Source organism: Shewanella sp. SM71 (genome assembly GCF_025653905.1).
GTDB classification, from domain to species: domain Bacteria; phylum Pseudomonadota; class Gammaproteobacteria; order Enterobacterales; family Shewanellaceae; genus Shewanella; species Shewanella oncorhynchi.
The window spans coordinates 416,743-442,466 of sequence record NZ_JAKKRW010000001.1 but is presented as its reverse complement, the minus strand read 5'-3'; the positions used below and the strand labels follow the sequence as shown (position 1 = coordinate 442,466).

Annotated in this window: 11 protein-coding genes; 8 read left to right on the top strand and 3 right to left on the bottom strand. The window is 48.5% G+C overall.

The features are described 5' to 3' along the window. The first annotated feature begins 532 nt into the window (after positions 1 to 532). From L5L97_RS01880 to L5L97_RS01845, 8 genes are all read left to right on the top strand, one after another. A complete protein-coding gene (locus L5L97_RS01880; protein ID WP_263180960.1) occupies positions 533 to 1,402 on the top strand; it encodes a transcriptional regulator in 870 nt (289 codons plus the stop codon). Then, positions 1,399 to 9,519 carry a type I polyketide synthase gene (locus tag L5L97_RS01875; RefSeq protein ID WP_263180959.1) on the top strand — a complete coding sequence of 2,707 codons (8,121 nt, stop codon included), beginning with the start codon at positions 1,399 to 1,401 and terminating at the stop codon, positions 9,517 to 9,519. Before L5L97_RS01880 ends, L5L97_RS01875 begins: the two co-directional genes overlap by 4 nt. After that, positions 9,516 to 11,801 (top strand): PfaB family protein, encoded by a 2,286-nt coding sequence (locus L5L97_RS01870; protein ID WP_263180958.1) that lies wholly within the window; start codon positions 9,516 to 9,518, stop codon positions 11,799 to 11,801. The genes L5L97_RS01875 and L5L97_RS01870 overlap by 4 nt, the downstream gene beginning before the upstream one ends. Further along, positions 11,798 to 17,788: a beta-ketoacyl synthase N-terminal-like domain-containing protein gene (locus L5L97_RS01865; RefSeq protein WP_411568955.1), complete on the top strand. Its 5,991-nt coding sequence runs from the start codon at positions 11,798 to 11,800 to the stop codon at positions 17,786 to 17,788. The genes L5L97_RS01870 and L5L97_RS01865 overlap by 4 nt, the downstream gene beginning before the upstream one ends. Positions 17,789 to 17,911: 123 nt before the next feature. Further along, positions 17,912 to 19,558 carry an eicosapentaenoate synthase subunit PfaD gene (gene pfaD, locus L5L97_RS01860; RefSeq protein WP_263138430.1) on the top strand — a complete coding sequence of 549 codons (1,647 nt, stop codon included), beginning with the start codon at positions 17,912 to 17,914 and terminating at the stop codon, positions 19,556 to 19,558. Between the two features lie 355 nt (positions 19,559 to 19,913). Then, complete coding sequence (locus tag L5L97_RS01855) at positions 19,914 to 20,090, top strand: DUF1328 family protein (protein WP_028760636.1); 177 nt, start codon at positions 19,914 to 19,916, stop codon at positions 20,088 to 20,090. Between the two features lie 23 nt (positions 20,091 to 20,113). Continuing rightward, positions 20,114 to 20,308 carry a hypothetical protein gene (locus L5L97_RS01850; RefSeq protein WP_028760637.1) on the top strand — a complete coding sequence of 65 codons (195 nt, stop codon included), beginning with the start codon at positions 20,114 to 20,116 and terminating at the stop codon, positions 20,306 to 20,308. A gap of 144 nt (positions 20,309 to 20,452) precedes the next feature. Next, entirely contained in the window at positions 20,453 to 22,132 is a 1,680-nt protein-coding gene (locus tag L5L97_RS01845; protein WP_263138092.1) for a diacylglycerol kinase family protein, read from the top strand. Positions 22,133 to 22,182: 50 nt separating this feature from the next. Here L5L97_RS01845 and L5L97_RS01840 read toward each other — a convergent pair whose 3' ends face one another. The 3 genes from L5L97_RS01840 to L5L97_RS01830 form a co-directional block, all read right to left on the bottom strand. Beyond that, positions 22,183 to 22,842 (bottom strand): hypothetical protein, encoded by a 660-nt coding sequence (locus tag L5L97_RS01840; protein ID WP_263180957.1) that lies wholly within the window; start codon positions 22,840 to 22,842, stop codon positions 22,183 to 22,185. A 219-nt stretch (positions 22,843 to 23,061) separates the two neighbouring features. Continuing rightward, positions 23,062 to 24,138, bottom strand: coding sequence for an L-dopachrome tautomerase-related protein (locus L5L97_RS01835; RefSeq protein WP_168823228.1), 1,077 nt, complete (start codon positions 24,136 to 24,138; stop codon positions 23,062 to 23,064). A 109-nt stretch (positions 24,139 to 24,247) separates the two neighbouring features. Beyond that, positions 24,248 to 25,618: a sigma-54 interaction domain-containing protein gene (locus L5L97_RS01830; RefSeq protein WP_168823230.1), complete on the bottom strand. Its 1,371-nt coding sequence runs from the start codon at positions 25,616 to 25,618 to the stop codon at positions 24,248 to 24,250. Between the last annotated feature and the right edge of the window lie 106 nt (positions 25,619 to 25,724).

Genomic DNA, 25,724 nt, shown 5'->3' with positions numbered 1-25,724 from the left:
TCATTATGCATCTTAAATAGTTTCAACTAAGCCCGAGTTCAATTCTGAGCAACTCTCTAATTAGAGCAATTCTTAGAACGACCCTGAACGCCATCCTAAGCGTAAATTTTTGCTGCAATTGCGCCAAGGTTTTGCGCCCAAATTAACAGGTTTAGCCGCACAGTCTGATTCCTTGCAGAGGAGGCTTAAGCCAATATTGGGCTATTTTACCCCGCGAACTCAAAAAAGCGGCCTTTATCGCCCCTAAAAATTTAATTCTTCCACTATCAAAGTATTAAAAAGCCCAAGCGGTCAGCGAAAACCCAACATAACGCACAGAAAATACCATTACTCAACGAAAGCCAATAAATTCCAGTCCCAGATGATTGTATCGACCCGAAACCTCAGGTAATCTGCATCCCCATTAAGTGACACAGATGATAAGCACAGGTTTTAGGATGAGTGTCACTATGTTCTTCAAGAGTGCCACAGCTGACTCAGCCAAAATGGCTTCTCAGTCCCAATAGATTATGTCGGATGATAATTATTATTAATGGCAGCTCGCGACTCTCAATCTAAAGCGCCGTCTTACGCCCCCAAGAGCACGACTCAAGCGGCGAAAAAAGACAGCGCACCTCGGCATCGAAACGCCACCACCACGCCTGAAATGCGACTCTTTATCCAGCAATCGGATCTGAGCGTCAGCCAGCTGGCAAAAATTTTAAATATTACCGAGGCAACGGTGCGTAAATGGCGGAAGCGTGAGTCCATTAGTAACAGTTCGAACACGCCCCATCACCTCAACACCACGCTCACCCCGATGGAAGAATATGTGGTGGTGGGATTACGCTATCAACTCAGACTCACCTTAGATAGATTGCTCAACGTCACCCAAACCTTTATTAATCCCAATGTGTCGCGCTCCGGCCTTGCCCGTTGCTTAAAGCGCTACGGCATATCGCGGCTCGATGAATTTGAAGCACCGCAAGTCCCCGAACGCTATTTTAATCAATTGCCTGTGACTCAAGGCAGCGATATCCAAACCTATACGGTCAATCCAGAAACCTTGGCCAAAGCCCTCGCATTGCCGAGTACCGACGGCAATACTGTGGTGCAAGTAGTGTCACTCACCATACCGCCGCAGCTCACTGAGCAAGCGCCAAGCTCAGTACTATTAGGCGTAGACACAGCAAGTGATTGGATTTACCTCGATATTTATCAAGACAGCAATACCCAAGCGACCAATAGATATATCGCCTATGTCCTCAGACATGGGCCGTTTCATTTACGAAAGTTGCTCGTTCGCAACTATCACACCTTCTTAGCCCGTTTTCCCGGTGCCCATGGCACGCCAAAGACAAACGCGGCTGGATCCCAAAACAAGGTCACCGTATCCAGGTCGACCCGTGGAGACTCTTTATGAGCCATACCCCTTCTGTACCTAATTCTGCGACTGAGTCAAAAAAAGATAAACGACTCAACAAACGTTTAAAAGATATGCCCGTTGCCATCGTCGGCATGGCCAGCATCTTCGCTAACTCGCGTTATTTAAATAAATTTTGGGATTTGATCAGCGAAAAAATCGATGCCATTACTGACATCCCAGACACCCATTGGCGCGCCGAGGATTACTACGATGCCGACAAAAGCAAAGCCGATAAAAGCTACTGTAAACGCGGTGGTTTTTTACCAGAAGTCGACTTCAATCCAATGGAATTTGGTCTGCCACCCAATATTCTTGAGCTAACAGATACCTCGCAACTGCTGTCGCTGATTGTCGCCAAAGAAGTGCTTGCCGATGCTAATCTGCCCGCCGATTACGACCGTGACCGTATCGGCATCACCCTAGGCGTGGGTGGTGGTCAAAAAATCAGTCAGAGCTTGAACTCGCGCCTGCAATATCCAGTGCTTAAAAAAGTATTCAAAAGCAGCGGCCTGAGCGATGAAGACAGCGAAATGCTGATCAAAAAGTTCCAAGACCAATATATCCACTGGGAAGAAAACTCTTTCCCAGGGTCCTTAGGCAACGTGATTGCAGGCCGTATCGCCAACCGGTTTGATTTTGGCGGCATGAACTGTGTGGTCGATGCTGCCTGTGCGGGCTCGCTTGCCGCTATGCGTATGGCGCTAACTGAACTGACCGAAGGTCGCAGCGACATGATGTTAACCGGCGGTGTCTGTACTGACAACTCGCCGTCCATGTACATGAGCTTCTCAAAAACGCCAGCCTTCACCACTAACGAAACCATTCAACCCTTTGATATCGATTCAAAAGGCATGATGATCGGCGAAGGGATCGGCATGGTCGCGCTTAAACGCCTTGAAGATGCCGAGCGCGATGGCGACCGAATTTATGCCGTCATCAAAGGCGTTGGCGCCTCATCTGACGGTAAGTTTAAGAGTATTTATGCGCCGCGCCCTGAGGGCCAAGCTAAAGCTCTCGAACGCGCTTACGACGATGCAGGTTTTGCCCCGCACAGCATTGGCTTAGTTGAAGCCCATGGCACGGGTACTGCCGCAGGTGATGTGGCTGAATTCAATGGCTTAAAATCGGTATTTGCCCAAGGCAATGACACAAATCAACATATCGCTTTAGGTTCAGTGAAATCCCAAGTGGGTCACACTAAATCAACCGCAGGTACTGCGGGGGTGATCAAAGCCGCGCTAGCGCTGCACCACAAGGTATTGCCTGCGACCATTAACGTTAGCAAGCCTAATCCAAAACTAAATATCGAAAGCTCACCATTCTATTTAAATACCGAAACTCGCCCATGGTTCCAGCGCGCCGATGCAACGCCGCGCCGTGCAGGTGTAAGCTCCTTTGGTTTTGGCGGCACGAACTTCCATCTTGTATTAGAAGAATACAAACCTGAGCACAGCCGCGATGAGCAATATCGTCAGCGCAGTGTGCCGCAGACGCTATTATTTGCCGCAGCCAATAAAGCCGCGCTGCTTAGCGAGTTAAAAGCTGCGCTGAGCCAAAGCGTGAACACAAGCGCAAACGCGAATAAGAGCAGCGCTGCGAGCCTAAACGCTATCGCTCAGCAATATCCGCTGCGCGCGCTGGCAAGCACAGATGCCCGTTTAGGTTTTGTGGCTAAGGATATCGCACAGCTGCAAGCTCAGTTAAATCAATCGATTGCGCATTTAGAAAGCGGGCACCTAGAAACCAGTGCAAGCGAGGCGTGGCAATTACCGTCTGGCATCAGCTACCGCGCAAAAGCTTTAGTCACTGAAACCAATAGCAAGAATGACTCCAATAAAGTGGCCGCCCTGTTTGCCGGTCAAGGTTCACAGTACCTGAACATGGGCCGCGAACTTGCCTGCCATTTCCCGGAAATGCGCCAACAAGTGACGGCCAGCGATAAAGTATTTGCTCACCACGGTCAAACACCGTTATCGAACATCCTCTACCCTATTCCAGCATTCGATGCCGATGCGGTGAAAGCCCAAGAAGCGGCGCTGACCAATACCCTGTTCGCTCAAAGCGCCATAGGCGCGGTTTCAATGGCGCAATATTCGCTATTAACGCAAGCGGGTTTTGCACCCGATATGGTGGCAGGTCACAGCTTTGGTGAACTGTCAGCCCTTTGCGCGGCAGGCGTGATTTCCAATCAAGATTACGTCGAACTGGCCTTCGCCCGTGGGCATGCCATGGCGCAAGTGCCGAGCGATACTGGGACTCAAGTTGATTTAGGAACCATGTTCGCGATTATTCTTAAGCAAAAGAATGATATCGATGCGATCAATAGCTGTTTAGCCCAGTTTGATGGCGTTAAAATTGCCAACTACAACGCACCGACACAATTAGTCATCGCAGGTGGCACAGAACAAACTCAGCTGGCCGCTAAAGCCATTAGCGAACTGGGCTTTAAAGCGATTGCCCTGCCTGTCTCAGGCGCGTTCCATACCCCATTGGTTGGACACGCACAAAAGCCATTTGCCAAAGCCATTGATAAAGCTAAATTCAGCGCGCCTTCAGTCGCACTTTATGCCAACGGTACAGGTCAATTGCACCCAAGCGATGGCAAAGCCATTAAAGCAGAATTTAAACAACACATGCTGCAATCGGTTCATTTTAGCGAACAACTGCAGGCCATGTATGACGCTGGCGCCCGTGTGTTTGTTGAGTTTGGTCCTAAGAACATACTGCAAAAGTTAGTTGAAAATACCTTAGGTGAACACTTAAATGAGCTTTGCCTTGTCAGCATGAACCCGAATCCTAAGGGCGACAGTGACAGTCAATTACGCTTAGCCGCAGTGCAATTAGCTGTAGCCGGCGTGGCGTTAACTGAGGTTGACCCCTATCAAGCCGTCACGTCACAAGAAATTGCCGAACGTGAAGCGCCATCAGCGATGAACATCAAACTCACCGCCACTAACCATATTAGTGCTGCAACCAAAGCTAAGATGGCTAAATCCCTCGCCACAGGCAGCGTGACTAGCCAAGTGCAATATGTGGATCGCATCGTTGAAACGGTTGTCGAAAGAGAAGTCGAAAAAATCGTTGAGAAAGAAGTCATCGTCGAAAAAGTTGTTGAAAAAATAATAGAAGTGGAAGCGAATCAAGTGGCAACTGTTGAAATGAAACAAACATCCCCAAGCGTGACGCAAGGCTTAAGCAATCACCAGCAACAAGCGACGGCGCAGTTGAGCCCAAGCGTCAGCGGCGATGCATTAACGGCATTTTTCAGCGCACAATCTCAAGCGGCGCAGTTGCATCAACAGTTTTTAGCTATCCCACAGCAATATGGCGATACCTTCACGACACTGATGACTGAACAAGCCAAGATGGCAAGCCTTGGCATTGCAATCCCTGAAAGCCTGCAACGCTCGATGGAAATGTTCCACCAGCATCAAGCACAAACCCTGCAAAGCCACGCCGAATTTATGCAGCTACAAAGCAATAGCAGCCAAGCGGCCTTGGCGATGTTAAACAATGCACCGATTAACTTTACTCCAGCAGTTGCAAGTCAGCCACGAGCAACTGCGCCAGCTCCTGCACCTGTTGCGGCAACGACAGTGGCACACAATGCCGCACCAGTAGCGGCTCAAGCTGTTGCGACGAGACCCGCGGTTAACACACCTGTTGCGCCTGTTGTGCAAACCGCTCCCGTTGCTTATTCACCTGCTGTGACTGTACAAGTTGCGCCTGCCGCTCCTGCATTAGTCATGCCTGCTGTAGTGATGCCAGAAGTGACACCTGTGGCACCAGTAACGAGCGGCTTAAGTGCAGCGTTAGTGCAACAAACCATGATGGCTGTGGTGGCCGATAAAACAGGCTATCCCACTGAAATGCTGGAACTTGGCATGGATATGGAAGCCGATTTAGGTATAGATTCGATTAAGCGCGTTGAAATCCTAGGCACAGTGCAAGACGAACTGCCGGGCTTACCTGAACTCAGCCCAGAAGATCTGGCAGAGTGTCGTACCTTAGGTGAAATCGTTGACTACATGCAAAGTAAGCTTACACAAAATGACAAGCTTCCAGCAGTTGGTTCAATTATCGTAGCGCCTATTACTGCTGCAAATGTTGCAACTCAAGTGGCAACAGCCGCACCTGCCGTTAACGGTTTAAGCGCTGCGTTAGTACAACAAACCATGATGGCTGTGGTGGCTGATAAGACAGGCTATCCCACTGAAATGCTGGAGCTCAGCATGGATATGGAAGCCGATCTAGGTATCGATTCGATTAAGCGCGTTGAAATCTTAGGTACAGTACAAGACGAACTGCCGAGTTTACCTGAGCTCAGCCCAGAAGATTTGGCTGAGTGCCGTACCTTGGGTGAAATCGTTAACTACATGAACAGCAAATTGCCAGCGGCTGACCAAGTTGTCGTTTCTACAACAGCGCCAACAACTCCTGCAGCCAGCGGTTTAAGCGCTGCGTTAGTGCAACAAACGATGATGGCAGTGGTAGCCGACAAGACGGGCTACCCCACTGAAATGCTGGAGCTCAGCATGGATATGGAAGCCGATCTCGGTATCGATTCAATTAAGCGCGTTGAAATCCTAGGCACAGTGCAAGACGAACTGCCAGGTTTACCTGAGCTCAGCCCAGAAGATTTGGCCGAGTGCCGCACCTTGGGTGAAATCGTTGACTATATGAACAGCAAACTGCCAACTGCGGGATCAGTTATCGTAGCAACTCATGTGACAACTGCCGCGCCTGCCGCCAGCGGTTTAAGCGCTGCGTTAGTGCAACAAACCATGATGGCTGTGGTGGCCGACAAGACAGGCTACCCCACTGAAATGCTGGAACTGAGCATGGATATGGAAGCTGATCTAGGTATCGACTCCATCAAGCGCGTTGAAATCTTAGGCACAGTGCAAGACGAACTGCCGGGCTTACCTGAGCTGAATCCTGAAGATCTGGCCGAGTGTCGTACCCTAGGCGAAATCGTTGACTACATGAACAGCAAACTACCTGCGGTTGGCTCGGTTTCAGCTACAACAGCAGCGCAAGTCACTGTTACCACTACAACAAATAATGGCTTAAGTGCTGCACTTGTCCAACAAACCATGATGGCTGTGGTGGCCGACAAGACAGGCTACCCCACTGAAATGCTGGAACTCAGCATGGATATGGAAGCCGATTTAGGTATCGACTCCATCAAGCGCGTTGAAATTTTAGGCACAGTGCAAGACGAGCTACCGGGCTTGCCTGAACTTAATCCTGAAGATCTGGCCGAGTGTCGCACCTTAGGTGAAATCGTTAGCTATATGCAAAGCAAGCTAGGCCAAAACGCGGTAAGCCAGAATGCCGCGCCAGTTAGCGCTGTCGTTCAGCCTGAACCTACTATCGATTTACCGCCACACAGTGAGGTGGTGCTAAAAAAGTTGCCAGCGGCGGCTGAGCTAGCGCAACTATCGCCACAGCAATCGTCAAAGCAATCAGCGCAACAAGGCCTGCCACGCGTTTTTGCTAAAGATGCCTGCATTATCATTAGCGATGATGGCCACAATGCTGGCGTACTTGCCGAAAAATTGCATGCTCAAGGTCTAACGGTTGTGGTTGTGCGCTCGCCTGAAAGCCTTGTGGCCAGTGCATCACCGCTCAATAGCCACATTGCCAGCTTCACATTGGCGGCGATTGACGATGCCAGCATTGGTGCCGTAATTAATGAGATCAAAAGCTTAGGTACGGTTGCAGGCTTTATTCATCTGCAACCACAACATAAAAACTCAGCCGATGCGAAAGGTTTAGTGTTGTCCAGTGCCGCCAAGGCATCCGTCGAGCAAGCGTTCTTGTTCGCCAAGCACTTACAACCGTTTTTAACAACAGCAGCGACCGCCAATACTGGTAGTAGTTTTATCAGCGTCAGTCGTATCGACGGTGGTTTTGGTTATCTCAACCACAGCCAAATTGCCCGCAGCGAGTTAAACCAAGCAGCATTGGCAGGTCTGACGAAAACCTTGAGCCACGAGTGGCCAAGCGTGCATTGCCGCGCCTTAGATATCGCGCCAGCACTTGATGCCAAGCAACTGGCCAATGCAGTGATCGCTGAGCTCTTTGCAACCGATAACGTATTGGAAGTCGGTGTTAGCCAAGGCGCAGCCCAAGCACTTGAGCGTGTAACCTTAGTTGCTGGCAAGGCTGATACCCGCCACAGCGCGGCAAACTTGACGAGTGCAGATAAAATACTGGTGACCGGTGGCGCAAAAGGCGTGACCTTTGAATGTGCGCTAAGTTTAGCCAAACGCAGCAAGGCGCACTTTATCCTTGCTGGCAGAAGCAGCCAACAAGCCATTCCCGCTTGGGCACAGGGTAAGAATAACAGTGAACTTAAAGCCGCAGCTATTGCCCACATTCAAAGCTTGGGCGAGAAACCCACGCCAAAACAAGTGGATGCCTTAGTATGGCCAGTTCAAAGCAGCCTAGAAATTGCAGCCGCACTGCAAGCCTTTACCGCTGTGGGCGCGAGCGCCGAGTACTTAAGTCTCGATGTTAACAATCCAGATGCGATCGCCAGCACGATAGTGCCGATCACCGAGTTGTCGCCTATTACTGGCATCATCCATGGTGCGGGCGTACTCGCCGATAAACACATCCAAGACAAAACCTTAGATGAGTTAGCACGGGTGTATGGCACTAAGGTCACTGGTATAAGCAATCTACTTGCCGCACTGGATTTAGATAAATTAAAACTGATTGCCCTATTCTCTTCGGCGGCGGGTTTTTACGGCAATACTGGCCAAAGCGATTACGCCATGTCCAACGACATACTCAACAAAGCCGCACTGCAACTGGCGCAGCAACTGCCAAATGCCAAAGTGATGAGCTTCGATTGGGGTCCGTGGGACGGCGGCATGGTGAATCCTGCGCTGAAAAAGATGTTTATCGATCGCGGTGTTTATGTGATCCCGCTAAAGGCAGGCGCTGAGTTATTTGCTAGCCAATTACTGAGCAACACAGGCGCACAATTGCTGGTCGGTACTGATATGCAAGGCACAGTTCCAAGTGACGAGCAAGCAACTCAAGGTAGCAATCTAAAAAAGCCTGAAGCGGATCTGACCACTGACGCGTCGGATCCGCATGCTTTGGCATCAACACTTGCTGCAATCGCTTTCACGCGACCGCTAACACTGCAGCGCGCACTGGACCCTAAGGCAATGATCTTTATTGAAGATCACTGCATTAACGGTAATCCCGTATTACCGACTGTGTGCGCGATTCAGTGGATGCGTGAAGCCGCCTTTGATGTGCTCAAGCAACCAGTCAAAGTGCAAAGCTACAAGCTGTTGAAGGGCATTATTTTCGACACTGCCGTGTTACAAAATGGAGTGTTAGAAAGTGCAGCCCCCATCACGCTGGAACTTGAACTTGTACCGATTGCGTTAACGGATAAAGCAACGGAAGACACAGACGAGTGCATGAGTAGACAATTCAGTGCCTTAATCAGCTTTGAAGGTCGTCCGCAATATCAAGCTATCCTAGTCGTTGATGATGCTGTTGATGACGCGGCTAACGATTACTTAGCCACTAACAGCAAAGCAACCGCCTTTGACGCGCAAAGCTTGGCGGGACTTTCTGTCATCACAACTGCGGGCAGCCTTTACAGCGACGGCACACTTTTCCACGGCCCAAGACTGCAAGGTATTGAGTCGGTGGTGAAGTTTGACGATGCGAGCTTAATCGCCAAGGTGAGCCTACCCCATGTTGCGTTAGCAGACTGCGGGGATTTTGTGCCTAATCTCACGCCTAAAGGCTCACAAGCCTTTGCGGAAGATTTGTTGCTACAGGCGATGCTGGTGTGGGCGAGACTCAAATATGGCGCGGCAAGTTTGCCATCAAGCATTGGTGAGTTTATCTCCCATGCGCCGTTTGCCTTTGGCGATAAAGGGTATCTAGTGCTCGAGGTGGTAAAACACTCAGGCCGTGCCCTTGAAGCCAATATTGCTCTGTATCATCAAGATGGCCGCTTAAGCTGCGAGATGAACAACGCCAAAGTCACCATCAGCAAAAACCTTAACGGTGCATTCTTAGCTAATAAAGTTGCTAATAAAGCCATTGAAAGCGTGGAGGCAAAAGTCGAGTGAATTTAGCCCACACTTTAGTAACTATACATAGCGGCCAAACTGAAACGTCGATAGCAGACACGGCTATGACTGAAAAGCTTGCCAAGCCACTGCGTATTGCAGTGTTGCTTGGCGACGCGGTCAATCTTGACTCTCACTCAGCCCAAGTATTAGAGACGTTTGCGGAACGTGAAAGAGTTCAAATTTGCGCTTTAGATGCTGCCCCATCTACAACACAAGAGCCGACAGCTCATGAACCAAAAGTGCATGAACCGTCAGTGTATGAGCAAAGCTCGCTCACTGCCTTGTTAGGCCAAGCAACAACAGCCATTGAGCAAGGCAAGCTCGTTGAACTTAAATTCAATGATGGCAATCTGCCCCAGCCTTTGGCTCAGTCCCTGTATTTGCTTGATGGTTTACGTGCCGCCAAACTGCGTCTTCACGCCCACGCGTTTATTGCTGGCTTTGCCGCTGGCAATCAAACTACAGGTGTTGCAAATGCAGCGGCTGTTGCAAATGCGGCGTTAGTAGCGGCAAAGCGCAGCCCTGCACAAACCGTTCAGCATCAACTCGTCGCCAACACTCTCAACGGGGCCTTTGTTGCGCTGCGCCAAGGCGTAACCGCCCTCGCTGCGCGAGCACAAGCGCCGCTTCATGGCGCAACTGATATTAAAGAGGCAAACGACACAAATCATCAAGCGGGCTATTGGTTTAGCGACCAACATCAAGCGCGGGTGTTGTGCCTAAATCTTGTCGCAAAAACGTCAAATCAAACGGATGAGTCTCGACATCTAAACCAAAGTATTGTGCTGACCCAAGGCACACAACTTACCGCACCCAAAGCCCTTGTTGATGAAAACAGACTATTTGTGCCGATAAGTGGTGACAATATTGATTCACTCATCGCGCAAGTATTGCAGCTAGTTAACACAGTGGAAAATGGCGTAGGCTTTCACGCAGAATATCTCAAACCTTGCTTTGAACGCTATGATGCCAACGCACCACTGGCATTAGTCTTGATGGCAGCATCGATTGATGACCTCAAACTTGAAGCCAAAGCTATGCTTTCGGCGCTTGAAAGTGATGCTATTCGTCATCATGGTCAACACTTTAAAACGCCAGCGGGTAGCTGTTTCACCGCTAAGCCGCTAGGGGATGCAGGACTTACCTTTGTATACCCCGGCGTTGGCACTGTTTACGCCAATATGTTCAATAACTTGCATGAGTATTTCCCCGCGCTGTATCACCAGCTAGAACGTGAAGGCGATTTAAGCGCCATGCTGCAATCATCGCAGATTTATGCGGCAGATGTTAAAGCGGCAACTGACATGAGCTTAAGCCAACAAGCGATTAGTGGCGTGGGCGCCAGTTATCTATTCACTAAACTGTTGACCCAAGTCTTTAATATTAAGCCAAAAATGGCGCTCGGTTACTCAATGGGCGAAGCAGCCATGTGGGCCAGCCTAGATGTGTGGCAAACGCCCCACGGGATGATCAACGCCACCGAAAATAGCGATATTTTCAACCATGCCATTTCTGGCGAGCTAACCGCAGTGCGCCGAGCATGGCAGCTTAAGGATAATGAATCCATAGTGTGGAATAGCTTTGTGGTGCGCGCCGATAGCAAGGAAATCAAAGCATTACTGCCAGAGTTCCCTCGCGCCTACTTAGCCATCATTCAAGGTGATACTTGCGTTATTGCCGGCTGCGAAACAAGCTGTAAAGCCCTACTTGCAAAGTTAGGTAAGCGTGGGATTGCCGCCAATCGGGTCACGGCAATGCATACCGCGCCAGCCCTGTTAGTCCATGGGCAAGTACAAGATTTCTATACTCAAGCAGTGAAACCTGAGGCACTGAAACCTAAGGCGCTGGAAACGGCAGCACATGGCTCGCCTATTCGCTTTATCAGCGCAGCGCAAACTGCGCCAGTAACCGTGGATAGTCACAGCATTGGCCGCGCGATTGCCGATACCTTTTGTTCGCCGCTCGACTTTAGTGCGCTCATTCAAAATGCCACTGAGCAAGGTGCAAGGCTATTTGTCGAAGTGGGCGCCGATAGGCAAACCAGCACACTTATCGATAAAATCAGCCATGCCCATGCAGGCCAAAGCACGGTAAACGAGGCAACAGTCGCCATTGCTTGCAATGCCAAGGGTGCCGATGCGATTACCAGCTTACTCAAGTGTTTAGCTCAGCTAATAAGCCACAGAGTACCGCTGTCGCTCGCGCCGCTCATTAAGCCATTAAGTGCTAACGCAGCCCCTTTATCATCAGCAGTATCACCAAAAGGAGAACCCCAGTGAGTTCTCAGCATTCCCCTACTATTGATAAAACTACCGTGCCTATGATTTTGTCAAAAAGTGCGTCAAACCGCGCATCAAAAAGTGCGTCAAAAATTGCGATTGTCGGTCTTGCGACTCAGTATCCTGACGCCGACAATCCTCAAACTTTCTGGCAAAATCTGCTGGATAAAAAAGACTCTCGCACCCAAATTAATCGCGAAAAGCTCAATGCCAATCCAGCCGATTATCAAGGTGTGCAGGGGCAATCTGACCGTTTTTACTGTGATAAGGGCGGCTACATCCAACACTTCCAGTTTGATGCTAAGGGCTATCAACTGCCTGAGTCCGCCTTTGACGGTTTAGATGAAAGCTTTTTATGGGCACTCGATTGCAGTCGCAAAGCCCTGCAAGACGCAGGGATTGCACCAAGCGATGCCGTACTGGCGCGCACAGGTATTGTAATGGGAACCTTGTCGTTCCCCACCGCCCGCTCCAACGAACTGTTTTTGCCTCTGTATCATCAAACTGTTGAAAAGGCGCTGCAAAACAAACTTAACCAAAGCGCATTTCAGCTGGCTGACTTTGGCAACTCAGTTAACGATCTCAATGCCAATAGCCAAGCCTTAAACGTCGCCAATGGCGCCGTTGCTCACACAGCCTCAAAGCTAGTCAGCGATGCACTCGGTTTGGGTGGCACCCAGTTGAGTCTGGACGCCGCCTGCGCCAGCTCGGTTTATGCACTCAAACTCGCCTGCGATTACCTAACAACTGGCAAGGCCGATATGATGCTTGCGGGCGCAGTATCGGGCGCCGATCCCTTTTTTATCAACATGGGATTCTCAATTTTCCACGCCTACCCAGATCACGGTATTTCAGCGCCCTTTGATAGCAACAGCAAAGGCTTATTCGCTGGAGAAGGCGCTGGGGTGTTAGTCTTAAAACGCTTAGAAGATGCCGAGCGCGATGGCGATAACATCTATGCCGTCGTTAGCGGCATTGGTTTGTCGAACGACGGTAAAGGCCAGTTTGTATTAAGCCCCAACAGCAAGGGCCAAGTACAAGCCTTCGAGCGCGCCTATAATGCGGCAAACACACTGCCTGCCAATATCGAAGTGATTGAATGCCATGCCACAGGCACGCCGCTTGGGGATAAGGTCGAACTCGCTTCGATGGAACGCTTTTTTGAGGACAAACTCGCAGGCTCTGCAGTGCCGCTGATCGGTTCGGCAAAATCCAACTTAGGCCATTTACTCACAGCCGCAGGCATGCCGGGGATCATGAAGATGATTTTTGCCATGCGCTCGGGTCGACTGCCGCCAAGTATTAACTTATCAGCGCCGATATCCTCGCCTAAGGGCTTATTTAGCGCTAAAAATCTGCCAACAGAATTACATGCTTGGCCCGATAAAGCTGGCAATGACCGCCGCCACGCAGGTGTTTCCGTGTTTGGTTTTGGCGGCTGTAACGCGCATTTATTGCTGGAATCCTATGCTGCCAATACAAACAAAAAGAGTGAACAACCGGCTGCTACTGTAAGTTATCAGCACACGCCATTAAATATCATTGGTTTAGCATCGCACTTTGGGCCTTTAACCTCCATTAATGCACTGGATAACACGATTCATGCTCGGCAAGATGCCTTTATCCCGCTGCCCGCTAAACGCTGGAAAGGCTTAGATAAACATCCTGAGATCTTAGCTAACTTTGGCTTGTCTTCTGTACCGCAAGGCGCATATATCGACCAGTTCGATTTTGACTTCCTGCGCTTTAAAGTGCCGCCCAATGAGGATGACCGCCTGATCTCCCAGCAACTGCTGCTGATCAAAGTGGCCGATGAAGCGATCCGTGATGCCAATCTAAAACCCGGTGGCAAGGTGGCCGTATTAGTGGCGATGGAAACTGAACTGGAATTACACCAGTTCCGTGGCCGCGTAAATCTACACACCCAACTGGCAGACAGTCTTAAAAAACAAGGGATAACACTCACGCAAGCCGAGTATCTCGCCCTTGAAAAAATCGCCATGGACAGTGTGCTCGATGCCGCCAAACTGAACCAATACACCAGTTTTATTGGCAACATCATGGCGTCACGTATCGCATCCCTTTGGGACTTTAACGGCCCTGCCTTTACCATTTCGGCGGCGGAGCAATCGGTCTCCCGCTGTATCGATGTGGCCGAAAACCTCTTGTCCCAAGAATCCTTGGATGCCGTAGTGATCGCCGCCGTCGATTTAAGTGGCAGTTTAGAGCAAGTGATCCTTAAAAACGCCGTATCGCCAGTGGCATTTAATGCCACTGACACTGGTTGGAAAGTCGGTGAAGGTGCTGGCGCACTGGTGCTAACTGCTGAAAATTCAAATACTAATGTTCTACTTAATGATGCCAATAGCAACAGCTATGGTCATATCAGCGGCCAAGTATTTGGCGCGATTTGTGACATACAAGGTCACAGTAACACGGCGCGCATTTGCGATGACTTGCTAACCCAAGCCAAGGTGAATAGCAGCCAGATTAGCTTGATTGAAACCAGTATTGCGGTTGAGCAACTTGCCGATTCAGAGCTGGTACTCAATACCTTGTTGCTGAGTGTGAACCAGCGCAGCCAAGCCGCTGATACCATTGGCCACAACTTTGCCGCTGCGGGTATGGCGAGTATTTTGAGCGCGCTGCTTCAGCTTAAAAATCACGGACAATTTAAAAATCATGGGCAATTAAAAAACCAAGTACAGCAACAAGCTAATCAAGTGCAGCACGCGCTCGTAGCGACGTTTAGCCAAGGGAAATGCTCGCAGTTATTGCTCAGTCAAAGTGCTACGCAAGCGCACAGTTTGCAGCAAAGGCTTGAACAAGACTTAACGCTTTCTGAGCAAAAACACTTAATAAAACAAGTGACACTCGGTGGCCGCGATATCTATCAGCATATCCTTGATACGCCGCTCGCAGGCCTTGATGCTATACAACAAAAAGCCCAAGCCATGACAGCACTGCCAGCACGCAGCCAACGCAAACATTTGGCCCAAATAGCGAGCAAAGACACGAATAGCTTTGCAACAAGCAGCCCAACCACGGCTCAACAAAAAGAGACATTAAGCAGCATGCCAATGAATGCCCTAAGCACGCCCAATAAAAACGCCGCTCAAGCAGAGCTAAAAGACGCGGCATTTTTAAGCAATCAGCAACTCGTCCGTGAGGCGCATTTAGCCTTTTTGCAAAGTCGCGCTGAAGGACTGAAACTGGCCGATGCCTTGATGAAAGCCCAGCTTGCCAGCGAGTTAGCCGTCAATGCCCAAGTTGCACCAGTACAACAGCAAGCCATTGTTCAGGCATCTGCGACAGCGGTTCTTCCACATCCTGTGCTTTATCCCAATCATGCAAAAGTGCCTGAGTACACGCCGCCAACACCGATAAGCAAGCCTTGCATTTGGGATTATGCGGATTTAGTCGAGTACGCCGAAGGTGATATTGCTAAAGTATTTGGCCCAGATTATGCCATTATCGACAGCTATTCGCGCCGTGTACGCCTGCCAACCACAGACTATTTACTGGTATCTCGGGTAACGAAATTAAACGCCCAGATGAACCAATATCAGCCTTGCACTATGACCACAGAATACGACATTCCTGTGGACGCGCCGTATTTGGTCGATGGCCAAATCCCTTGGGCCGTGGCGGTTGAATCGGGTCAATGCGACTTAATGCTGATCAGCTACTTAGGTATCGATTTTGAAAATAAAGGCGAGCGCGTTTATCGCCTGCTCGATTGCACCCTGACCTTCCTTGGCGACTTACCGCGCGGTGGCGACACCCTGCGCTACGACATTTCCATCAATCACTTTGCCCGCAATGGCGATACCTTGTTGTTCTTCTTCTCCTACGAATGTTTTGTGGGCGACAAGCTGATCCTTAAAATGGATGGCGGCTGTGCCGGCTTCTTCACCGATAAAGAGCTAGCCGACGGCAAAGGTGTTATTCACACCGAAGCTGAAATCAAAGCGCGCAACCTCGCCTTGAATAATCCGAATAAACCGCGCTTTAATCCGTTACTTAACTGCGCGCAAAGCCAATTTGATTACAGCCAAATCCATAAACTGCTCGGCGCCGATATCGGTGGCTGTTTTGGCGGCGCCCATGCGGCGCATCAAGCCCAATATGGGTTGCAGCCGTCACTGTGTTTTGCCTCTGAAAAATTCCTGATGATTGAACAAGTCAGCAATCTTGAGGTGCATGGCGGCGCGTGGGGCTTAGGTTCAGTTCAAGGTCATAAGCAGCTCGAAGCTGATCATTGGTATTTCCCGTGTCATTTCAAGGGCGACCAAGTGATGGCGGGATCGTTAATGGCCGAAGGCTGTGGTCAATTACTGCAATTCTTTATGCTGCATATTGGGATGCACGCCAGCACAGAAGAAGGTGGCGTCAAAAACGGTCGTTTCCAACCGCTCGAAAACGCATCACAAAAAGTGCGCTGTCGCGGTCAAGTGTTGCCACAATCTGGCCTGCTCACCTATCGCATGGAAATCACCGAAATCGGTATGAGCCCGCGCCCGTATGCTAAGGCGAATATCGATATTTTGCTCAATGGCAAAGTGGTCGTGGATTTCCAAAACCTTGGGGTGATGATCAAAGAAGAAGCCGAATGCACCCGCTACCTCGCGGATAATGCCAACAGCACAGCTAACAATACGACTAGAAATGTAGCTAAAAATGCTGTTTCGGCTGCGCCGCTTGTTTCGACAACACCCGCATCGTTAGCCGCGCCGCTGATGGCGCAGCTGCCAGATTTAACTGCGCCAACCAATAAAGGCGTAGTGCCGCTTAAGCATGTACCTGCGCCGATTGCGCCTGCGGGTTCAAAGTATGCTAACCGCGTGCCCGATACCCTGCCGTTCACGCCGTATCACATGTTCGAATTTGCCACGGGCGATATCGAAAACTGCTTCGGCCCCGATTTCAGTATCTATCGCGGCCTAATTCCACCGCGCACGCCTTGCGGTGACTTGCAGCTCACCACCCGCGTCATTGCGATTGACGGCAAACGCGGCGAGCTGAAAAAGCCCTCATCTTGCATCGCTGAATACGAAGTGCCAGTAAACGCTTGGTATTACGATAAAAACAGCCATCACGCTGTGATGCCCTATTCAGTGCTAATGGAAATATCACTGCAGCCAAACGGTTTTATCTCGGGCTATATGGGCACCACCTTGGGCTTCCCCGGCCAAGAGCTGTTCTTCCGTAACTTAGACGGCAACGGTAAGTTACTGCGCCATGTGGATTTACGCGGCAAAACCATAGTGAACGACTCACGTCTGTTATCGACTGTGATTGCCGGCAGCAACATCATCCAAAATTTCAGCTTCGAGTTAAGCTGCGATGGCGAGCCTTTCTACCAAGGTAAAGCGGTATTTGGTTACTTCAAGGGCGATGCGCTGAAAAACCAACTTGGCATAGACAACGGCAAGATCACTCAGCCTTGGCATGTGCAAAATGGTATAGCCGCCGATAGCCAAATCAATCTGTTAGATAAACAGCATCGCAGCTTTAACGCGCCAGAAGGTCAGCCGCATTACCGTTTAGCGGGCGGTCAGCTTAACTTTATCGACAAAGCCGACATCGTGAAGACCGGCGGTAAAGCGGGCCTTGGCTATTTATACGCCGAGCGCACCATTGACCCGAGTGATTGGTTCTTCCAATTCCACTTCCATCAAGATCCGGTAATGCCAGGCTCATTAGGGGTTGAAGCCATTATCGAGCTGATGCAAACCTATGCGATTGACCAAGACCTTGGTGCGGGCTTTAAGAATCCAAAATTCGGCCAGATATTATCGGATATCAAATGGAAGTATCGCGGCCAAATTAACCCATTAAACAAGCAGATGTCGCTGGATGTGCACATTACCAGCGTGACAGACGACAATGGCAAACGCATCATTATGGGCGATGCCAACTTGAGTAAAGATGGCCTACGGATTTATGAAGTTAAAGATATCGCCATCTGTATTGAAGAAGCCTAGCGAGTTTACGCTGTTAGAAAGACGCTAATCTCGAATAACAAATAACGAATAACGAATAACAAATAGTTGCGCCGCCTTGGCTATCCACATCACCAAGGCGGCACAAATAACATGAGAACACCTATGACTAGCCATACTCTAGATCAATTCAATAGCAATAACGAAAAACTCAGCCCTTGGCCGTGGCAAGTCAACGATGCCGCGCTGAGCTTTGATATCGACGCATTAGGCAAAAAACTCAAAGATTTAAGCCAAGCCTGTTACTTAGTGAATCACAGTGAAAAAGGCTTAGGCATAGCGCAAACGGCCGAAGTAACAACAAGCGACAGCCAAGCGCCACTAGGCTCACACCCCGTCAGCGCTTTTGCGCCCGCCCTTGGCACCCAAAGTTTAGGCGACAGTAATTTTCGCCGCGTACACGGGGTTAAATACGCTTACTACGCTGGCGCTATGGCCAACGGTATTGCCTCGGAAGAACTGGTTATCGCGCTAGGTCAAGCGGGCATTTTGTGCTCGTTTGGCGCGGCGGGGTTAATTCCATCCCGCGTTGAAGCGGCCATTACTCGCATTCAGGCGGCGCTGCCTAATGGTCCTTATGCTTTTAACTTAATTCACAGCCCAAGCGAGCCCGCATTAGAGCGCGGCAGTGTTGAGCTGTTCTTAAAACATAAAGTGCGCACGGTCGAAGCCTCGGCATTTTTAGGTTTAACGCCGCAAATCGTCTATTACCGCGCGGCGGGTTTGAGCCGCGACGAACATGGCGACATCGTCATTGGCAACAAAGTCATAGCCAAAATCAGCCGTACCGAAGTCGCGACTAAGTTTATGGAGCCAGCGCCAGCCAAAATCCTCCAGCAATTAGTGAGTGACGGCCTTATCAGCCAAGACCAAATGGCGATGGCATTGCTGGTGCCTATGGCGGACGACATCACGGCCGAAGCCGACTCAGGCGGCCATACCGACAATCGCCCGCTAGTGACGCTATTGCCGACGATTTTGGCGCTTAAAGATGAAATCCAAGCTAAGTATCAATACAAAACGCCTATCCGCGTGGGCGCAGGCGGCGGCGTAGGTACTCCCGATGCAGCATTAGCCACCTTCAACATGGGCGCGGCGTTTATCGTCACAGGTTCTATCAACCAAGCTTGCGTCGAAGCGGGCGCGAGTGAACACACACGTAAGTTACTCGCCACCACAGAAATGGCCGATGTAACTATGGCGCCTGCCGCCGATATGTTCGAAATGGGCGTTAAATTACAAGTGGTTAAGCGCGGAACCCTGTTCCCGATGCGCGCCAATAAGCTGTATGAAATCTATACCCGTTACGATTCGATTGATGCCATCCCTGCGGACGAGCGTAAAAAGCTCGAAGAGCAAGTGTTCCGCTCATCACTCGATGATATTTGGGCGGGCACAGTCGCCCACTTTAACGAGCGCGATCCTAAGCAAATCGAGCGCGCATTGGATAACCCCAAACGTAAGATGGCGCTGATTTTCCGCTGGTATTTGGGTCTTTCGAGCCGCTGGTCGAACACAGGTGAAGTCGGCCGCGAAATGGATTACCAAATTTGGGCAGGCCCAGCACTGGGTGCATTTAACGCTTGGGCAAAAGGCAGTTATTTAGATGACTATAAGGCCCGTAATGCGGTGGATTTAGCCAAACATTTAATGGTGGGCGCAGCATATCAATCCCGCATTAACCTGCTGTTATCCCAAGGTACGAGTATTCCAGTTAGCCTGCAGCGCTGGAAACCATTAAATCGTTTTTAAACGTATTTAGCTCCTATCATCTTGTATTATAAGATCATAATATCTTCAAGCCGACACAAACTCACAGTGTCGGCTTTTATTTGTCTTTACTTATGAACGACATCAGCTCACAGTCTTTGATTCAACGTATTAGGCTGAAACTCTTACCGAAGCTTAGGTAAAAATTGCCTACCCCTCTTTTAATTCACTCACACCATTTTAAATAAAATGATTTAAATTATATTTAAAATCAATTAACTACTTAAAATTTTTAAAGTTGGCATTAAGATCGCAATCAAGTAAGAGCCATTAGCCGTTACCTTACAAGTGACACAAACGGTCATGAGAAGGATTAATACAAGGGCAGGAGGTTATTATGCTAGGTTGGACATTAGTATTTCTAGTTGTTGCCGTGATTGCCGGGTTGTTAGGATTTGCTGGGATTGCTGGCGCAGCGGCGGGAATAGCGAAAATCATTTTCTTCATATTTATTGTGTTATTAGTGATTTCTCTGCTGATCAATGCCCTTAAGGGTAAATCACCGCGACTATAATTTTTTTAGAAAAGGAGATAGATATGAAACCATTTACCCTGATGACAAGTGCAGCATTCGCATTATTACTCGCCCTAGGTTTAACGGCCTGTAGTGATAACAAAGCCGAAGACGCGGGCGAAAAAATCGATGAAGTAATGACTGATACAGGTAACGCCATCGAAGATGCCTGTGAAGAAGTCAAAGAAGGTGTTAAAGCTAAAGATACTAAGTGCTAAACAAACCTGACTTTAGGGTGGCAATAGACTCGTCTACTGCCACCCTTTTGGTTTAGACTCGCTCATTTCTGCATCTCTCATCTCGACATCTATCCATTCAAGTGCAACGATTTTAACCAAGAACAATGGCATTGGAGGACTTGCATGCTAACGAAGATCCACATCAAATATTTGTACACTGCAAGTGCAGTATTGTTAGCCTATTTTGCAGTAACAGACACTTCTCCCCTGCTCACTTTCATTTGTGCATGGACAAGTCTGTCACTGTTTTTAGTCGGTTCAGCCTATTGGTTTAATCTCGCCAGTATTTTTAGAAAACGCCAAGATGGCACTATTCCTTGGTATATTCGTTGGGGTTTTATTCCCTTTTTATTAGGCAGTCGACTCTATAACCACTGGGCCAGAAAATACGATTCAGTACCGCCCATGCAAAGGATTGATGAACATCTGTATCTCGGCTGTAGACTCTTTTCCGCAGATCTGGAAAAGATTAAAGCCAATAAGATCACTGCCATTCTGGATGTCACCGCTGAATTTGATGGCTTAGATTGGTCGCAATTTGAAGATCATATCGAGTATTTAAATATTCCCATCCTCGACCATAGCGTACCGACCAGCGCCCAACTCAATCAAGCCGTTAACTGGCTGCACCGCCAAGTGCGCGCCAATAAACAGGTACTCATCCACTGTGCTATGGGTCGTGGCCGCTCAGTGCTGGTACTCGCCGCTTATTTGGTTTGTAAAGATAAACAACAGCACTTCGCCGAAGTACTGCAGCAGATAAAGCAAATTCGCAAAACCGCTGGCTTAAACAAATGGCAATTACGCGCGCTCGATCGCATGCTCAGTCAAGGGAAAATTAACATCCACAAAGTGGCGTGGATTATCGCCAACCCAGTCTCTGGTGGCGGGAAATGGCAAGAATACAGCGAGCAAATCCAAGATGAACTCAAAGCCTATTTTGACCTGACTTTAAAACTCACAACAGCAGACGAAACTGCAAATGTCTTCGCCGAGCAAGCCCGTAATGCAGGCGCTGATATCATTATCGCCTGTGGTGGCGATGGTACTGTGACTGAAGTGGCCTCTCAAATCGTTGATACGGATATCGTCTTAGGCATCATTCCTCTTGGCACAACTAATGCCCTCAGCCATGCCCTCTTTGGTTTAGGCAGTAAGCTTATTCCTATCTCTCAGGCGCTGGATAATATTATTCAAGGGCATTGCCAAGCCATTGATACCGCGCGTTGTAATGAGGCGTTAGTGTTGTTGCTTGTGGGCATAGGGTTTGAGCAACAAATGATTGAATCCGCAAACCGTGAGCGTAAAAATGCCCTCGGCCAGTTTGCCTACCTCGATGGCTTATGGCGCGCAGTGAATGCCGATATCACTTTAACCATCCAGCTCAGCTTAGATGATGCAAAACCCACAACATTGACGACCCATAGCCTAATCGTTGCCAATGCCGCACCGTTTACCAGCGTGTTGGCGCAGGGCGATGGCGAACCAAACATGACCGACGGTTTGCTCGACATTACTTGGTTGGATGCTGGCGATGAACCCAAAGAGCAGTTGCTTAGCCTCGCTGAATTAGCGATTGCAGGATGGGTGAAAGAAGGCAATAAAAATGTGCGAGATCAACAAGCGAGTGCAAGTAAAGTCCATCATGCACATGCTAAAAAGGTCACCATCAGCAGCCAGCCTAAGTGTAAATATGTGATTGATGGTGAAGTATTTGAGCCAGCGGATCTCACTATTGAAGTCCAGCCAGCATCTCTTAAAGTGTTTGTTCCTTATCAGGAAACCACAGAGCAAGATGAGTGATCGTTGTGGAGGACATCCAGCCTAACTTTTTAGGCTGGATGACTGGGCATTTATAGAACGAACAAAAAATATAAAATATTCAACAAAATAAATATAACCAGCAGAACCAGTACCCGCATGAAATTAAATTCACTACCTTTGGGAAGTGATTTTTGAGTGGTGTTACTAAAATCCTGAAATTTACAGTCTATTGCCTGCGCACATTGCTGTAGAACTTGTTGTAATTCCTTTCTATCAGTACTGTCACCCAATATCAATTGAGCACCGTTGGGCTGGTGCAATTCTAAATAAGCCAGATAATGTTGGACAGTATCTTCCGTTTGGCGATTGCGGCTGATCTGATGCCAACGGGTGATTTGCAGCTGATAAAGTTGCACTGCTTTGATGTCCGAAAAAGCATAGGAACGCCACCACCACAATCCCATATACCTCCCATTGAATAAACCTTTACCGAGCCACAATTGCTGTTGCTCAGCATCTAACCAACACTGTTGCTGAACAAACGCAGTCGGTAACACGGGTAACAATAGAAATAGTGTTACCCAGCCGAGAACGAGCTGTAGTATCGGATCGGGTTGTAAATAGGTTGCTCTGGCGCAGAGTAAACCAAGCAGTAATAACCCAGCAGCAAACAGCCATAATAGAGGTCGGTACTGAGTACTCAGAGTTTGAATATAAAATGCATTTTTAGAAGGTTGATTGAATTTCACTGAACTTGTTCCTTGTTCCTTGTTCCAAAAATTATCTCACCATTCAATATTGACCTGTGCCAGTCACAATAAGAGGCATTGATAGTTTGCACAATCAACACCTAACTCATTTCTAGACGCTTTCGAGTTAAACCAAAGACTCACATCAACGTAAATACCAGTTGCGATATAACTCATACTGCAAATATAAGCTGCAACTTTGCAGTTGCAGCTAAGGTGTTATTGACCCGCAGCAGTATCCTCACCGGTCCAGAGTCGCATGATACGATAAGGCGGTTTGGCTGTTTCGGCTTTTCCATTAAAGGCTTTTGCTTTATGCAATTGGTTCACTGAAATATATAACCAGCCTGTTTCACCAAATTGCACACTATCTGGAAAATCCAGTAGTGGAGAACTGACCGCTGTTGTTAGCGTGCCTTTGTTATCTAGCATGGAAATGGCATTGTGGTTCAAATTGGTAAAGTAATGATTACCTTGTTTGGACGTTGCTGCGCCATCTGATACAGGCTTGGCTCCGACTAATTTTACCGTGGCGATAATTTTATCATTATTGCCTGTTTGTAAAGCCGCAGTCGATAACTGATACCAGTGAGTGCCATTCATTGCACCATAATAGAGTGTACTTCCATCGGCAGATAAACTGATTGGATTGACCGCGACACTGGCAACTTTGCCATTAAACAATGTTGTTTTGTTATCTATGTTCATTACAGCATCCGTTTCGGCCTGCAGCGAGCTATGACCTGAAAAACGTATTGTATGACCATCGTCGATACGCACCGCTAAGAGGCCAGGGTTGGCGATATCGGCTAAATAAATCCAGCCTTTTTGAGAGTCGACCACCAGATCCTGCATAAAGCTGCCTTTAGGCGCGAGAGCTTGTGGTAGGACGATTTGTTTATATAGACTGCCGTCCTTAATATTGAATCCCCAAATCCTTGTCTGCCCTAATTCTAACCCCATATCTGCGGTCCAGAGGTGTCCAGCTTTGTCCTGAGCAATACCTAATAAGGTATCAAATTGAGCAGTATTGGCTGTCGATGTTTTTTGCAAATCCATTGAAGGCCAAGCTTTATAAGCGTTGGTCTCACGATTAACTTCAATCAATTGCAAACCTGATGGTGTATCAAATGGATGTACTGTGGCAAAAATCCGACCTTGTGCAGTGACGCTGACATTGCCAGGTCGTATTGGCAATTCAGCGACTGTTTCAAGACTTCCTACTACTGGGGTGGCGTTTACAAAACTACTGGCTGTCAAAGAAAGCCATAATGCTGTTGTTAATAAGTGTTTCATATTCTATCTCCGCTTTTTCTGTTTAAGGGCTGTAGAATAGGAGTTATTATTTACAAAAAAAAGAGTATAAAGTTTAGCTCTGTTTCAATATTAATTTGATAATTAATATTTATTCAGCAGTCGTTTCACCGGTCTCGACTTGCTGCTCGTACTTGCTAAGCTTGTTGTAGAGGGTTTTAACGCTGATCCCCAGTTGTTCGGCGGTATCCGTTTTATTACCTTGAGTGGTTTCTAGTGCTTGATAAATAGCGATTCTCTCTAAATCATCTAAGCGCATGCCTTGGGGGATAACAACTTGTTCACCACCACATAAACCCACTTCATTCGTCTGAGGTAGCTGTAAATGGCTGGGTAAAATATCCTGATCGGCCAGAATATAGGCTCGCTCAATTGCATGTTTTAATTCGCGCACATTACCAGACCAAGGGTACTTAGCAATCATCTGAATACAGTCTTCAGCTAAGCTCTTATTCTGCTTTTCGGCCACGTTACGATAGGCAAGAAAATGCTGCGCAAGCCCAATAATATCCTCGCCACGTTCCCGTAAGGGCGGAACACGAATGGGAAACTGAGCCAAACGAAAGTACAAATCTTCTCGAAATAGCCCTGCCTCTATCGCCACTATGGGATCACGGTTAGTCGCTGCCACAATACGTACGTTTGCACGTTGCACTTTGTCGCCACCCACAGGACGATACTCGCTATTTTCCAACACTCTGAGTAACTTCACTTGATGATCAATCGGCATTTCGGTGACTTCATCGAGAAACAAGGTCCCGCCTTCAGCCTGCTCAAATACGCCTTTGTGATCCCGATTCGCCCCCGTAAATGCGCCTTTGACATGACCAAACAGCTCACTGTCGACCAATTCTGGGCTTAATGCACCACAGTTAATCGCAATAAAAGGCTCGTTCACCCTAGGGCTGGCAAGATGTATGGTATTAGCAACCAGTTCTTTCCCGACCCCACTTTCCCCAATAATCAGCACATTACTGCCTGTCGCAGAGACGCGACGAATTGTGCGATATAGCTTGTGCATAGGAGCTGATGAACCAACAAGCAAACCGTATTGGTCTAGCTCGCTAGCAAAAGGATGCAGTCGATTAGGCGATGACGCTAAATACTGTGCAAAATCAGCAAAAATTTCGCTGATTAGCGGCATATCGTAAGGTTTGCGAAAGTGGTAACCAGCAAAATGAGACATTAACTGATCAAGATTAGGGTTTGGCTGACCATCGGAGAGAAAAATAAACTCAATATTTGACATGGCCGCATTATCCAGCAGCACAAGGTAATCTTCACGACTAAGACTGGATAACTCAATAATGGCAACATCGACGTGATTTGCCTCTAGCTGCTCTATCCAAGGCAAGTCATCGACACTGCGTAGCTTATTAAAGTCAGCAGCGCCAGCAAGTTCGATGATTGCTTGCTCGGCGCCAACATCCTGCAAGTGATAAAAAAGTGTCAGTCGAGCCATGCGTATCTACTCCCTGTATGAAAAACTACTGTATGTCAGCCATGAAATTTTAACAACAGCAACGGTAATAGTTGCCGATGTTCTAAGATGATATCTCGATGAACTG